This window comes from Streptomyces diastaticus subsp. diastaticus (genome assembly GCF_011170125.1).
GTDB lineage: Bacteria > Actinomycetota > Actinomycetes > Streptomycetales > Streptomycetaceae > Streptomyces > Streptomyces diastaticus.
The window spans coordinates 1,597,465-1,610,470 of sequence record NZ_BLLN01000003.1; the positions used below are offsets into that span (position 1 = coordinate 1,597,465).

A 13,006-nucleotide genomic window follows, 5' to 3' on the forward strand; every position below is an offset into this window, starting at 1 on the left:
CCCGAATCGGTTGGACCAGCATGGAAGTTGTCATCGTCGAGGACGCTGCTAAGGGCGGCGCCCTCGTCGCCCAGGCCATCGCCCGACTGCTCGCCGGCAGACCCGACGCCCTGATCGGCGTGGCCACCGGCTCGACCCCGGTCCCCGTGTACGAGGCGCTCGCGGCCCTCGCCCGGCGCGGCGAGGCGGACCTCTCCCGCGCCCGGGTCGCCCAACTGGACGAGTACGTCGGGCTCCCCCCGGGCCACCCCGAGTCCTACCGGTCCGTCCTCGCCCGCCAGGTGCTGGAGCCCCTGGGTATCCCCGAGGGGTCCTTCCTCGGTCCCGACGGGACGGCCGGCGACATCAGGGCCGCCTGCGAGGCGTACGACCGCGCGCTCGCCGCGGCAGGCGGGGTGGACCTGCAACTGCTGGGGATCGGCACGGACGGGCACATCGGCTTCAACGAGCCGTGCTCCTCGCTGACGTCCCGCACCCGGATCAAGACGCTCACCGAGCGGACCCGCGCCGACAACGCCCGGTTCTTCGGCCACGACGTCGGCCAGGTGCCGCGCCATGTGATCACCCAGGGCGTCGGCACCATCCTGGAGGCGCGCCACGTGGTCCTCCTCGCCACCGGCGAGGCCAAGGCCGAGGCGGTGGCGGCGACCGTCGAGGGGCCGCTCTCCGCGAGATGCCCGTCCTCCGCCCTCCAGCTCCACCCGCACGCCACCGTCGTCGCCGACGAGGCGGCGGCCTCCCGGCTGGAGCTGGCCGGCTACTTCCGCCGCACCTTCGCGGGCAAGCCGCCGTGGCAGGGCATCTGACCGGCGCCCGGACCCGTCGGCGGCGCGGCGGCGGACCCGTGGCACGCGCACCAGCCGCTTCCTGCCGCGAGGCGCGTTCTGCTGTGGACCGGTCGGCAACGAGAGCCGTTCGCGGGGGCGTGGAACACCTCGCGTAGGTGTTGACCCGGCGGCGCGGGAGGACGGGGCGGCGCTTCTCGTGCCCCTCGCCGCCGTCCCGCGTCCCCGGCCGGGGAGCTTGTCCCCGAGACGGGCCGCCGTGCGGGTGCGGCCGGGCCCGGTGCGCCCGGGAGCGTCATGTCCGGCCCGGTACGGACGGGAGGGCTGCCGGGGGCACTTCGGCAGCCCTCCCGTCCGTCAGTAGGCGACGCGGTCGCTCTTGGCCAGCCAGGTGTCGAACGGCCGGGTGCGTGCGGGCAGGTCCAGGTGCTCGACCGCCAGCGGCCAGCTCGCCCGCGGCTTCTTCTCGAACAGGTCGTAGAACTCGCGGTCGTCGAAGCCGGCCACGGCGGCGTCGTGCCGGTCGGCGCAGTACACGACCCGGTCGACGCGGGCCCACAGGGCGGTCGAGAGGCACATCGGGCACGGCTCGCAGGAGGTGACCAGCACGCAGCCGTCGAGGGAGAAGGTGTTCAGCTCCCGGCAGGCCGCGCGGACCGCGCCGACCTCGGCGTGCGCGGAGGGGTCCAGCGCGGCGGTGACCTGGTTGCGGCCGGTGGCGACGACCCGGTCGTCCTTGGCGATCAGCGCGCCGAACGGGCCGCCCCCGCTGCTCGCGCTGGTGGTGGCCAGGTCGATCGCCTGCTCCATCCAGACGCGTTCGAGGGGGTGGACGCCGTCTTCCTGGGCACGGGTGGTCATCGTTCTTCCTTCGGGAGTTCGGGAGTCCGGGAGCGCGGGGAGCGGGCCCCGGAGACGGGCGCGCTCAGGAGCCGCAGAGCTGCTCGGGGGAGACCGGGGTGTGGGTGAGGTTCAGGCCGGTGGCGTCGCGGATGGCGTTGACGACGGCGGGGGTGGCCGAGATGGTGGGCGGTTCGCCTACGCCGCGGACGCCGTACGGCGAGTGGGGGTCGGCGCGTTCGAGGACGTCGATCCGCATGGGCGGGGTGTCGAGGATCGTCGGGATCAGATAGTCGGTGAAGGAGGGGTTGCGGATCTTGCCCTCCCGCACCTTGATCTCCTCCATGACGGCGAGTCCGAGACCCTGCGTCGACCCGCCCTGGATCTGCCCGACGACGGCGTCCGGGTTGACGGCCTTGCCGACGTCCTGGGCGCAGTCGAGCTGGACGACCTTGACCAGGCCGAGACCGGTGTCGACCTCCACGACGGCGCGGTGTGCGGCGTAGGCGTGCTGGACGTGCACCCGGCGGCTCTGGCCGGTGACCGGGTCCATCTTGTACGTCCGGAGGTGGTGGTACTCGCGGGTCTCCTCGATCGCCTCCTCACCCAGGACCTCCACGAGGTCGAGGACGGCGCCGGTGGCGGAGACGACCTTGCCGCCGGTGAGGGTCAGCCCGGCAGAGTCCTCACAGAAGCGTCGCGCCACCCGATCGAAGACCGCCTGCCGCACGGCCGCGCAGGCGTCGCGGACGGCGCCGCCGGTGATGTACGTCTGGCGCGAGGCCGAACTCGACCCGGCGTCCCCGACTTGGGTGTCGGCCGGGTGGATGGTCACCCGTTCCACGCCGAGTTCGCTGCGGGCGATCTGCTGGTGCACGGTGATCAGACCCTGGCCGACCTCGGCCGCCGCGGTGTGCACCAGCGCGACCGGCGCGCCCCCGATGACCTCCAGACGCACGCGCGCCGTGGAGTAGTCGTCCACGCCCTCGGCGTACGAGACGTTCTTGATGATCACGCTGTAACCGACACCCCGGACGACGCCCTCGCCGTGCGAGGTGTTGGAGAGCCCGCCGGGCAGCGTGCGGACGTCCCGGGGCGTGGTGGTGTCCTCCGGCGGAAGCGGCATCCGCGCCAGGCGTTCCAGGAGCTCGGCGACCGGGGCGGGGGAGTCCAGCACCTGCCCGGTGTGCAGCGACGCGCCCTCCCGCACCGCGTTGATCTGCCGCAGCCGGACGGGGTCCATGCCGAGGGCGCCGGCCAGCTTGTCCATCTGGAGTTCGTAGGCGAAGGCCGGCTGCACGGCACCGAGGCCGCGCATCGCGCCGCAGGGCGGGTTGTTGGTGTACACGCCCCACCCCTCGATCCTGACGTTGGGCACGACGTAGGGACCGGTACCGAGCGAGGTGGCGTTGGAGACGACGACGGGGGTCTTGGAGGCGTACGCACCGCCGTCGAAGTACATCCGCGCCTTCACGTAGACGAGCTTGCCGTCCTTGGTGGCGCCGTGCTCGTAGTACATCTTCGCGGGGTGGCGGTGGACGTGGCCGTAGAAGGACTCCAGCCGGTTGTAGACCATCTTCACCGGCTTGCCCGTGTGCAGGGCCAGCATGCAGCAGTGGATCTGCATCGACAGATCCTCGCGGCCGCCGAAGGCGCCCCCCACACCGGACATGGTGAAGCGCACCTTGTCGAGGGGGAGGCCGAGGGCGCGGGCGGTCTGCTTCTGGTCGACATGCAGCCACTGGGTGGCGAGGAACAGGTCGACGCCGCCGTCCTCGCCGGGGATCGCCAGGCCCGACTCGGGCCCGAGGAACGCCTGGTCCTGCATGCCCATCGTGTACACGTCGGAGACCACGACCTCCGCCTCGGCCTCGGGGTCGCCCTGGACGACGGGCTGGTAGCGGACGATGTTCCCCCCGGGATGCAGCTCGGGGAGGGTGTCGTCGTGTGCGGCGCGCTCGGGGTCGGTGACCGGCTCCAGGACCTCGTACGCCACGACGATCTTCGCCAGCGCCCGGCGCGCCGTCTCGGGGTGGTCCGCCGCGACGAGGGCGACGGGCTCGCCCTGGTGGCGGACGACGTCCACGGCGAGCACCGGGGTGTCGGAGACCTTCAGGCCGTAGACGTTCTCGCCCGGTACGTCCTGATGGGTCAGGACCGCGTGCACCCCGGGCTGCTTGAGCGCCTCGGAGACGTCGACGGACCTGATCCGGGCGTAGGCATGGGGACTGCGCAGGGTGGAGCCCCAGAGCATGTCCTCGGCCCACAGGTCGGAGGAGTAGGCGTACTCCCCGGTGACCTTCAGGGTGCTGTCCGGGCGCGACGGGCTGTCGCCGATCCCCCCTGTGACGGCGTCGTCGAGACGTTGGGGGGAGCGGGTGGGGGAGGTCGGTCGGGTCATCGGGAGTCTCCGTCCTGGTGACGAGGCATGGCCGGGAGCGAGGCGCCGGTCCCTGCGCCGGAGGGGAGGGGTCTGCGACGTGCCGTGCGTCGTCGCACCGCGTACCTGGAGTAGACAGTTCCGGGACCACGCACAACCAGGCGTGGAAGACCTGAAAGCAGGCCTCGGACGCCACACGATCTTCGTCGCTTCCTACAGGCGGAGCCTGGGCGCGGAGCCTGAGGAAACGCCTACGCGGCCCGGCCGGAGGCGCTGCGCGGCACGCAGGACCCGGTGCCCTCCGGTTCGGCGAGGACCGCCCCCCCGGACCGTCGGACTCGCGGCGGTCGGCGACGAGTATCGCGCCGAGGCCGAGGAGCCGCTCCACCTCCGGCTCGCGCGTGGTCTCCGGCCGCAGGCACAGGTGGAGCCGGTTCTTGACCGTCCTGGACTCGGGCACCTGGTGGAAGCGGGATGCCGGGCCCACGGCCTGCGTCCCCTGGACCTCCGGATCATCCGGGCGGTCCCCGGGCCCCGGCGGAGTCCCCGTCGTCTCGCTCCAGAAGCACGCCAGACCGTACGCGTCCGCACAGTCGATCGCCACGTTCCGCACCACGGAAGACATGCCGCCGATCCTTCCTCGCTCCCGTCCCGTACGCCGGCGCGCCCTCCCTCGTCTCCCGGCCGCGCCGGTCGTGGTGGTACGCGGGCGCGAGGTCCGCGACCGTGGGGCGAGTCCGGCCAGGTGGTCCGGAGTCCCGGGCCGTCGTGGCGCGGGACTCCCGGACGGCCGGGCGCGGTGTCGCCGTGCCGCGCTCCTTCCGGCGGGTGCGCGCGGACTCGGTCACCGGGGTGCGCCCCGCGCTCTCGTCTCCGTCACCAGGGTGCACCCGCCGGCGCCGGCGGGTGCACCGGTCCGGCCGTGCCGGTCGGAGACTGAAGCGTTCTGCGGAGGGGGCGTACGCGGGAGTGGAACCCGCCGGTGCCGAAGGGGCGTCGGAGCAGGCCGGGGCGGAGAGCGAGGCCAGGGCCGCTGCGGTCATGCCCTGGTCGAGGGCGAGGAAGAAGTCGGTGACCCGCCCGGTGCGCGAGGTGCCACCGGGCGGGCCGCTGTCGGGTGGGCGCGGGGTCAGTCCTGGCGGGCCGAGGCGGGCGAGCGGGCGGGGAACAGCCCGCGGAGCAGGGGCCAGGCCAGGATCAGCAGGATCAGCGCGTAGACGGTCACGGAGAACGGGGTGTCGACCAGGCCGGTGACACTTCCGTCGCTGATCTGAAGGGCGCGGCGCAGTTGCTGTTCGGCGGCCGGGCCGAGGATGACGCCGATGACGGCGGGCAGGACGGGCAGCCCGTACCGCCGCATACCGAAGCCGATGAGGCCGATGACCAGCAGGATGACCAGGTCGACCGACTCGCCGCCGACCGCGTAGGCGCCGACCGCCGCGAAGAAGAGGATGCCCGCGTAGAGGTAGGGGCGCGGGATGCGCAGCAGCTTGGCCCAGACCGGGGCGAGCGGCAGGTTCAGGGCAAGCAGCAGCACCATGCCGACGAAGAGCGAGGCGATCAGACCCCACACAAGGTCGGGTTCGCGTTCGAACAACAGCGGGCCCGGCTGGATGCCGTACTGCTGGAAGGCGGCGAGCATGACGGCGGCGACGGCCGTGGTGGGCAGCCCCAGCGTCAGCATGGAGACGAGGGTGCCCGCGGCCGAGGCGGAGGCGGCCGACTCGGGGCCGGCGACGCCCTCGATGGCACCCTTGCCCCACTCGTCCTTGTGCCGGGAGAGCCGCTTCTCGCCGACGTAGGAGAGGAAGGTCGGGATCTCCGCGCCGCCCGCCGGGATCGCGCCGAAGGGGAAGCCGATGAACGGGCCGCGCAGCCACGGCTTCCAGGTGCGCTTCAGGTCCTCGCGGCCGAGCCACGGGCGGCCGACCGGGATGGCCTCGGCGCTCGTGCGACGCAGGTGGGCGGCGACCCACAGGGCCTCGCCGATCGCGAACAGCCCGACCGCGACGATGACCACGTCCACGCCGTCGGCCAGCTGGAGCGAGCCGAAGGTGAGGCGTTGCTGCCCGGTCATCTGGTCGAGGCCGACCAGGCCGATGGTGAGGCCGATGAGGAGCGAGGCGAGGCCGCGCACCCGGGAGGAGCCGAGGACGGAGGTGACGGCGATGAAGGCCAGCACCATGATCGCCAGGTAGTCGGGGGCGCCGATGTCGACAGCCAGGCTCGCCACGGTCGGGGCCAGCACCACCAGCAGGATCGTGCCGATCATGCCGCCCGCGAAGTGGCCGATGGCGGCGGCCGCGAGGGCCTGGGATCCCCGGCCGGCCTTGGCCATGGGGTTGCCCTCCATGGCGGCGACGACGGCCGCCGACTCGCCGGGGGTGTTGAGCAGGATGGAGGTGGTCGAGCCGCCGAACATGGCGCCGTAGTAGATCCCGGCGAACATGATGAAGGCGCCGGTCGGGTCGAGACCGTAGGTGACGGGCAGCAACAGGGCCACGGCCATCGCCGGGCCGATGCCCGGCAGCACGCCGATGGCGGTGCCGAGCAGGACGCCGACGGCGGCCCACAGCAGGTTGACCGGGGTCAGGGCGGTGCCGAAGCCGTCCATCAGGGAGGTGAGGGCGTTCATGTCACAGCACTCCCATCAGTGGTCCGCCGGGCAGCGGCACGCCCAGCAGGTTGTTGAAGACCACGTAGGTGAACAGGGCGAGTCCGGCGGCGATCAGCGGATCCCGGTCGACGCGGCGGCTGCCCAGGGCGTAGGCGGTGCCCCAGAAGAGCAGCGCGCCGGAGACGGGGAAGCCCAGCGGCTCGATGAGGACGGCGGTCGCCAGGAAGACCCCGGTGAGCAGCAGGACGGTGCGCAGGTCGGCCGGTTCGGCGAGGTCGACGTCCTCGCCTCCCTCGGCCTCACCTCGACCCCCGCGCAGCACGTCCACCGCCAGGAGCAGCGAGACGACCAGCAGGCCGCCGCCGATCACGAGCGGGACGGTGCGCGGGCCGACCGGTCCGCGCTGGGCGATGTCGACCTGCATGGTGAGGGCGTCGGTGAGTACGAGGACGCCGAGCGCCAGCAGCAGCACGCTGACGCCGAGTTCGGAGTGGTCGCGCAGCCAGGCCCGGCGGCCCGAGGGGGAGGGCTGCCCGTTCTCCTCGGGCACGTCGCCCGGGACGGTGCCGGGGGTGGGTCCGGTGGTCACAGTCCCAGCTCCTTCAGTACGTCGACGACCCGCTGGTCCTCGGCTGCCAGGAAGTCGCCGAAGGCCTCGCCGGTCAGGAAGGCGTCGTCCCAGCCGTTGCGCTTCATCGAGTCGCGCCACTCGGGCGTGTCGTGGAGTTCCTCCAGCAGCGCGACGAGCTTGGCGCGTTCGGTCTCCGAGAGGCCGGGTGGAGCCACGACGCCCCGCCAGTTGGTGAAGTCCACGTCGTACCCCGCCTCCTGGAGGGTCGGAGCGTCCAGGCCCTCGGCGCGCTCGGGGCCGGTGACGGCGAGCAGCCGCAGCTCGCCGGACTCGATCTGGTCGAGGTATTCACCGACTCCGGAGACGCCGAAGCCGATCTTGTCGCCCAGGATGGAGGCGAGCAGTTCGCCGCCGCCGTCGAACGGCACGTAGTTGACGTCCTTCGGCGGGATCTTCGCCGCCTGCGCCATCTGCATCGGCGCGAGGTGGTCGGGGCCGCCGGGCGCCGAGCCGCCGCCCACGGAGACCTTCCCCGGGTTCTTCCTCCAGGCGTCGATGAGCTGGTCGATCGTCTTGTACGGCGAGTTCTTCGCGACGACCACGACGTTCGGCTCCTCGGTGAGCCGGGCGATGGGGGTGGTGTCGGCGAGCGTGCTGGGGGAGTGGTTGGAGCGGGCCGCGCCCACCACGCCCAGCCCCATGGACATGGCGAGTTTCCCGTTGCCGCGCTCGGAGACCAGCCGGCTCAGGCCCACCGTGCCGCCGGCCCCGGGGAGGTTGAACACCTCGACGTTTCGGGTGAGTTCCGCGTCCTCGGCGTCCTTGACCAGGGTGCGGGCGGTGATGTCGTACCCCCCGCCGGGGGTGTTCGGAACCATGACGCGGAGGCCGGGTATGTGGGTGCCGGTGCCGGCGCCGCTGCCCTGGGTGAGCAGCGGCGGCCCCGCGAGCACCAGTAGCGCGGCCCCGAGCAGGGCGAGGGGGGTGCGCAGACGCACGTGTGCCACCACCTGTCGGTCGATCAGGGGGACCCGGGGCTTGAGCCGAGGGTCCGGGGGTTCGTTCGTGAGAGGCTCAAGTCCGCTCCGTGACGGGCGAAGCGGCGAGGTGGCCCACATGTTGCCCGCGTGCGAACGCGCTGTCGCCCTTAGGGAACCAACGGACGTTGTGGTCGTTGTGGTCGCGCCCTACGCTGGCGCGATGCTCAAGGTGCTGGTGGTCGACGACGACTTCATGGTGGCGAAACTGCACAGCCGGCAGGTGGCCGCGACGGAGGACTGCACGGTCGTCGGCGTGGCCCACACCGGGGCGGACGCGCTGCGCGCCGCCGAACGGCTCCGCCCCGACCTGCTGCTGCTCGACGTCTACCTGCCCGACATGGACGGCATCAGGGTGCTGCGTGAACTGCGCGCCGCCGAGGAACGCGCACTCGCCTCGGGCCCCGGCGTCGACGCCCTGTTCATCACGGCGGCGCGCGACGGCGCCACCGTCCGGTCGGCCCTGCGCGCCGGGGCCCACCACTACCTGCTCAAGCCCTTCCACCAGGCCGCGCTGCGGGAGCAGTTGCGGCACGTGGCGGCTGCGCGCTCCCGGCTGGGCGCGCTGGAGACGGCCCGGCAGGAGGACGTCGACCAGCTCTTCGGCACCCGGCCGCCGGGCTCGCGGGAACTCCCGAAAGGACTGGCGGCGCACACGGCCGAACTGGTCGAGCGGACCCTGCGGGACCACCCGGCGGGGCTGTCCGCCGCCGAGTGCGCGGGCGCGGGCGCGCTCTCCCGCGTCAGTGCCCGCCGCTACCTGGAGTTCTTCGCCGAGACCGGCCGCGCCCGGGTGAGCCTGCGATACGGGGGGACGGGCCGCCCCGAGCGCCGGTACACCTGGGTGGCGTAGGCCGCCGCACACCGCCGGGGCGGGCGGCCGGAGGGGCGGCGGTGCGCCTCCGCCGGGTCAGTCCTGCCGCACCGGCGTCGCCGGGACGATGTCGTGGGCCTTCTGCACGAGGGCGGGGCGGCGCCCGTCGTTGAGTTCCCGGTCCCATTGGGCGGCGACCTGGTCGCGCGCCTGTGGCTCCATCTCCTCGGGGAGCAGGTGGCGGTAGCGCCTGTCCTCGCCGAGCAGCACCCGGACCGTGGTGGCGTACACCGGCTCCGGGTCGTACTGCTCGTGCGGGAACGCGAGCCGCTCGTAGTCGAAGAGGCGCCCGGCGGGGTCGTCGCGCCACTCCTTCCACGTCTCGAACATGGTGTCGTTGAAGCCGGTGAGGAACGGGCCCGGGTTGATCGTGGCGACCGTGACGCCGAACTCGGCCAGCTCCTGGTCGAGCGCGTCCGCGAACGCCTCCACCGCGTGTTTGGAAGCCGCGTAGGCGCCCGTGAACGGATCGACGGTGAGCCCGGCCACCGACGACATGAAGACGATCCGGCCGCTGCCCCGCTCGGCCATCCGCTTGGCGAGGGGCTGGGTCAGCAGGACGGGGCCGATGACGTTGACCTCGAACTGGCGGCGGAGGCGTGCGGCGGGGATGTCCACGGTCGAGCCGCCCTCGGCGACACCGGCGTTGTTGAGCAGCACCTCGACGTCCCAGTCGAGCGCGCGGGCCGGGTCGCCCGGGTCGGTGACGTCGAGCTTCTCCACCCGCAGCGTCACACCCCGCTCCCGGGCCTCCGCCCGTACCGGGCTGACCTGGGCGATGATCTCCACACCCGCGATCACGTCGTGCCCACCCGCCGCGAGCCGCAGCGCGACCTCCTTGCCGAAGCCGCTGCCCGCTCCCGTGATGAGGATCGTTCCCGCCATCGCCGTCCCGCCTTTCCGGCCCTCGCCGTCCGTGTCCTTGGCGCCGCCGCCACGAGAGGTGGGCCTGGGCCGACGATAAGGGCGCCGCCGCGAAGGTGCGCCGGGGGAGCGGGCCGGCCGGGTGACACGGGGGCCCGTTCGAGGGGCGGCCGCGGTGTGGGACAGGACCACGCGGCCGAGGGGCGGGCGGCCGGGAGCGCTTCCGTCCGGGCAAAAGCGCTCCGGGAGCGTGCGCGTCGCGGCCCGGCCGCCCGCCCCGGGGACGGGACGGGCGGCCGGGCCGCGGAGCCGGTGGCGGGCTCGCTGTCAGGGCACCCGTACCCAGTCCAGGGTGCGCTCCACCGCGCGTTTCCAGTCGGCGTAACCCTGCCGGCGCTGTTCCTCGGTCCACTCCGGCTGCCACCGCTTGGACTCGTGCCACTGGGTGCGCAGTTCGTCGGTGTCGCGCCAGAAGCCGACCGCCAGCCCCGCCGCGTAGGCGGCACCGAGCGCGGTCGTCTCGGCGACCACCGGCCGGCTGACCGGTACGCCGAGTACGTCGGCCTGGATCTGCATGCACAGGTCGTTGGAGGTGACGCCGCCGTCGACCTTGAGTACGTCCAGGTGGACACCGGAGTCCTGCTCCATCGCCTCCACCACGTCGCGGCTCTGGTAGCAGATCGCCTCCAGCGTCGCCCGCGCCAGGTGGCCGCCGCTGTTGTACCGGGACAGTCCGACGACGGCGCCGCGGGCGTCCGAGCGCCAGTAGGGGGCGAAGAGGCCGGAGAAGGCGGGGACGAAGTACGTGCCGCCGTTGTCCTCGACGGTCCGCGCCAGTTCCTCGCTCTCCGGCGCCGACTTGATGATCCTCAGTTGGTCGCGCAGCCACTGCACGGCCGAACCGGTCACCGCGATGGAGCCCTCCAGCGCGTACACCACCGGCTCGTCCCCGAACTTGTACGCCACCGTGCTCAGGAGGCCGTTCTCGGAGCGGACCAGCTCCGTCCCCGTGTTCAGGACGAGGAAGTTGCCCGTGCCGTACGTGTTCTTGGCCTCGCCGGGGGCGAAGCAGACCTGGCCGACGGTGGCCGCCTGCTGGTCGCCGAGGACCCCGCCGATGGGCACCGCCCCGCGCAGCGGACGCGAGGTGCGGGTGGACCCGTACGCGGTGGCGTCCGACGACGGGTTGATGGTGGGCAGCATCGACCGGGGGATGCCGAAGAAGCTCAGCAGTTCGTCGTCCCAGTCGAGGGTCTCCAGGTCCATGAGCATGGTGCGGCTGGCGTTGGTCACATCGGTGGCGTGGATACCGCCGTCGGGGCCGCCGGTCAGGTTCCACAGGACCCAGGCGTCGGTGTTGCCGAAGATCGCGTGCCCCGCCTCGGCCGCCTCCCGCACACCCTCGACGTTCTCCAGGATCCACTGGATCTTGCCGCCGGAGAAGTACGTGGCCGGGGGCAGCCCGGCCTTGCGGCGGATGATGTCGCCGCGTCCCGTCCGTTCGAGGTTGGCCGCGATGGCGTCGGTCCGGGTGTCCTGCCAGACGATCGCGTTGTAGTAGGGACGCCCGTTGCGCGGGTCCCAGACGACCGCCGTCTCGCGCTGGTTGGTGATGCCGATGGCGGCCAGGTCGCTCGCCGAGAGACCGCCGTACCGCAGGGCGTTCTGCATCACCGAGTTGGTGCGCTCCCAGATCTCCACCGGGTCGTGCTCCACCCAGCCGGAGCGGGGCAGGATCTGCTCGTGCTCGAGTTGGTGCCTGGCGACCTCGTTGCCGCCGTGGTCGAAGATCATGAACCGGGTGCTGGTGGTGCCTTGGTCCACCGCACCGATGAAGTCCGCCATGGTGTCTCGCCTCTCCGGCAGGTGCCGTCAGTCCTGGGGTTCGGGGACGCGTCCCACGGGTTCGGGTTCCGCCGAGGGCATGAATCGCTCGATCATGAACTTGTACATCCCCGCCCCGATCACCCCGCCGACCAGCGGGCCCACGATGGGCACCCAGAAGTAGAGGTTTCCGTACTGGTCGCGCCACGCGTCGTCGTATCCGGTGAGGAAGCTCGCGAGTCGCGGGCCGAAGTCGCGGGCCGGGTTGATCGCGTACCCGGCGTTGGTGCCGAACGCCATGCCGATGGCGACCACGACCAGGCCGATGACGAACGGGGCCAGGTTGGCACCGGGCGGCGTGTTGAGCAGGTCGGTGAGGGCCATGATGAGCAGCAGCAGGATGGCGGTGCCGATCACCTGGTCCCGGAAGGCGCCCCACTCCGACACCGGCAGCCCCGGGTTGCCGTTGGACGGCAGCGTGGAGAAGACGATCTGCGTCGTGAAGGTGTGCAGGGGATCGGCCTTGGCCAGGGCCTCGCTGTAGTTCCAGCGGACCAGGAGCGCGGCGACGAACGCACCCGCCGTCTGGGCCAGGCTGTAGGGCAGCACCTTCGCCCAGGGGAAGCCCCGGAACGTGGCCAGGGCCACCGTCACCGCGGGGTTGATGTGGGCACCGCTCAGCCGGGCCGCCACGTAGACGCCCAGGGTGACGCCCAGGCCCCACGCCCACGCGATGCTGTCGTGATCCCCGAGGCCGCCCGGCGGGTCGGTCAGAGCACCGCCCGCGATCACCTGGGCCACCACACCGCAACCGAAAAGAATGAGGATCATCGTGCCGACGAACTCCGCCGACAACTCTCGCAAAAGTCCCGACTTCGTACTGGGCCCACCCATCGAAGCTCGCTCTCCGCCGCCGTACCGGCTGTCGACTACCCGAGCAGTGGGAGCGTATGGTTCCGCGTCAATCTGCGCATACCGGGACGAACTTTGTAGGGCGGACGAGTGAAGTGCCGGAAGGGGGCCCGGCCGCTCAGGTGGCGTCCGGCACCGGCACCCCGGCGGGCGCCGGGGTGTGTGCCCCGCGGCGCCGCAGGGTCTCCTCGTCGGTGCGGGCGTCGTGCGTCACGAGCCTGGACAGGGCGGCGGTGGGCAGGCCCGCCCAAGGCGAGGCAGGCGAGGCCGCCGGTCCGGATGGCGGAGCGGGTGCCGGTCCA

General features: G+C 72.5%; 10 protein-coding genes and 2 pseudogenes. 2 read left to right on the forward strand and 10 right to left on the reverse strand.

Annotated features, from left to right (window positions below; translation table 11 throughout):
• The first annotated feature begins 20 nt into the window (after positions 1-20).
• The gene (gene nagB, locus Sdia_RS15580; RefSeq protein ID WP_100455719.1) at positions 21-806 is read left to right on the forward strand and encodes a glucosamine-6-phosphate deaminase; all 786 of its coding nucleotides are present in this window, start codon (positions 21-23) and stop codon (positions 804-806) included.
• A 336-nt stretch (positions 807-1,142) separates the two neighbouring features.
• Here nagB and Sdia_RS15585 read toward each other — a convergent pair whose 3' ends face one another.
• From Sdia_RS15585 to Sdia_RS15610, 7 genes and pseudogenes are all read right to left on the reverse strand, one after another.
• The gene (locus Sdia_RS15585) at positions 1,143-1,646 is read right to left on the reverse strand and encodes a nucleoside deaminase (protein ID WP_100455720.1); all 504 of its coding nucleotides are present in this window, start codon (positions 1,644-1,646) and stop codon (positions 1,143-1,145) included.
• Between the two features lie 64 nt (positions 1,647-1,710).
• Positions 1,711-4,026, reverse strand: coding sequence for a xanthine dehydrogenase subunit D (gene pucD / locus Sdia_RS15590; protein ID WP_189501005.1), 2,316 nt, complete (start codon positions 4,024-4,026; stop codon positions 1,711-1,713).
• Positions 4,027-4,256: 230 nt separating this feature from the next.
• Positions 4,257-4,630: pseudogene (locus Sdia_RS15595) on the reverse strand (VOC family protein).
• A gap of 251 nt (positions 4,631-4,881) precedes the next feature.
• Positions 4,882-5,090, reverse strand: a pseudogene (locus Sdia_RS30745) (hypothetical protein); the annotation flags it as partial.
• 44 nt (positions 5,091-5,134) lie between these two features.
• Positions 5,135-6,640, reverse strand: a complete 1,506-nt coding sequence (locus Sdia_RS15600) for a tripartite tricarboxylate transporter permease (protein WP_115068317.1) — start codon at positions 6,638-6,640, stop codon at positions 5,135-5,137.
• A gap of 1 nt (position 6,641) precedes the next feature.
• Positions 6,642-7,211: a tripartite tricarboxylate transporter TctB family protein gene (locus Sdia_RS15605; protein WP_370464567.1), complete on the reverse strand. Its 570-nt coding sequence runs from the start codon at positions 7,209-7,211 to the stop codon at positions 6,642-6,644.
• Positions 7,208-8,191: a Bug family tripartite tricarboxylate transporter substrate binding protein gene (locus Sdia_RS15610; protein WP_181843999.1), complete on the reverse strand. Its 984-nt coding sequence runs from the start codon at positions 8,189-8,191 to the stop codon at positions 7,208-7,210. The genes Sdia_RS15605 and Sdia_RS15610 overlap by 4 nt, the downstream gene beginning before the upstream one ends.
• Before the next feature lie 202 nt (positions 8,192-8,393).
• Here Sdia_RS15610 and Sdia_RS15615 point away from each other — a divergent pair, with 202 nt between their 5' ends.
• Positions 8,394-9,083 carry a response regulator gene (locus tag Sdia_RS15615; RefSeq protein ID WP_100455805.1) on the forward strand — a complete coding sequence of 230 codons (690 nt, stop codon included), beginning with the start codon at positions 8,394-8,396 and terminating at the stop codon, positions 9,081-9,083.
• A 57-nt stretch (positions 9,084-9,140) separates the two neighbouring features.
• Here the strand turns inward: Sdia_RS15615 and Sdia_RS15620 are convergent, their stop codons facing one another.
• The 3 genes from Sdia_RS15620 to Sdia_RS15630 all read right to left on the reverse strand — a co-directional run bounded on the left by Sdia_RS15620 (position 9,141) and on the right by Sdia_RS15630 (position 12,686).
• On the reverse strand, positions 9,141-9,989 hold the full coding sequence (locus Sdia_RS15620; RefSeq protein WP_189501013.1) for an SDR family oxidoreductase: 849 nt from the start codon (positions 9,987-9,989) through the stop codon (positions 9,141-9,143).
• 306 nt (positions 9,990-10,295) lie between these two features.
• The gene (gene glpK / locus Sdia_RS15625; protein ID WP_100455726.1) at positions 10,296-11,813 is read right to left on the reverse strand and encodes a glycerol kinase GlpK; all 1,518 of its coding nucleotides are present in this window, start codon (positions 11,811-11,813) and stop codon (positions 10,296-10,298) included.
• A 27-nt stretch (positions 11,814-11,840) separates the two neighbouring features.
• A complete protein-coding gene (locus Sdia_RS15630) occupies positions 11,841-12,686 on the reverse strand; it encodes an MIP/aquaporin family protein (protein WP_100455727.1) in 846 nt (281 codons plus the stop codon).
• Positions 12,687-13,006 lie beyond the last annotated feature (320 nt).

What these genes read in the sequence shown, in the direction of transcription:
- nagB (WP_100455719.1), top strand. Translation starts at nt 21, where the DNA reads ATGGAAGTTGTCATCGTCGAGGACGCTGCTAAGGGCGGCGCCCTCGTC.
- Sdia_RS15585 (WP_100455720.1), bottom strand. Translation starts at nt 1,646, where the DNA reads ATGACCACCCGTGCCCAGGAAGACGGCGTCCACCCCCTCGAACGCGTC.
- pucD (WP_189501005.1), bottom strand. Translation starts at nt 4,026, where the DNA reads ATGACCCGACCGACCTCCCCCACCCGCTCCCCCCAACGTCTCGACGAC.
- Sdia_RS15600 (WP_115068317.1), bottom strand. Translation starts at nt 6,640, where the DNA reads ATGAACGCCCTCACCTCCCTGATGGACGGCTTCGGCACCGCCCTGACC.
- Sdia_RS15615 (WP_100455805.1), top strand. Translation starts at nt 8,394, where the DNA reads ATGCTCAAGGTGCTGGTGGTCGACGACGACTTCATGGTGGCGAAACTG.
- Sdia_RS15620 (WP_189501013.1), bottom strand. Translation starts at nt 9,989, where the DNA reads ATGGCGGGAACGATCCTCATCACGGGAGCGGGCAGCGGCTTCGGCAAG.
- glpK (WP_100455726.1), bottom strand. Translation starts at nt 11,813, where the DNA reads ATGGCGGACTTCATCGGTGCGGTGGACCAAGGCACCACCAGCACCCGG.
- Sdia_RS15630 (WP_100455727.1), bottom strand. Translation starts at nt 12,686, where the DNA reads ATGGGTGGGCCCAGTACGAAGTCGGGACTTTTGCGAGAGTTGTCGGCG.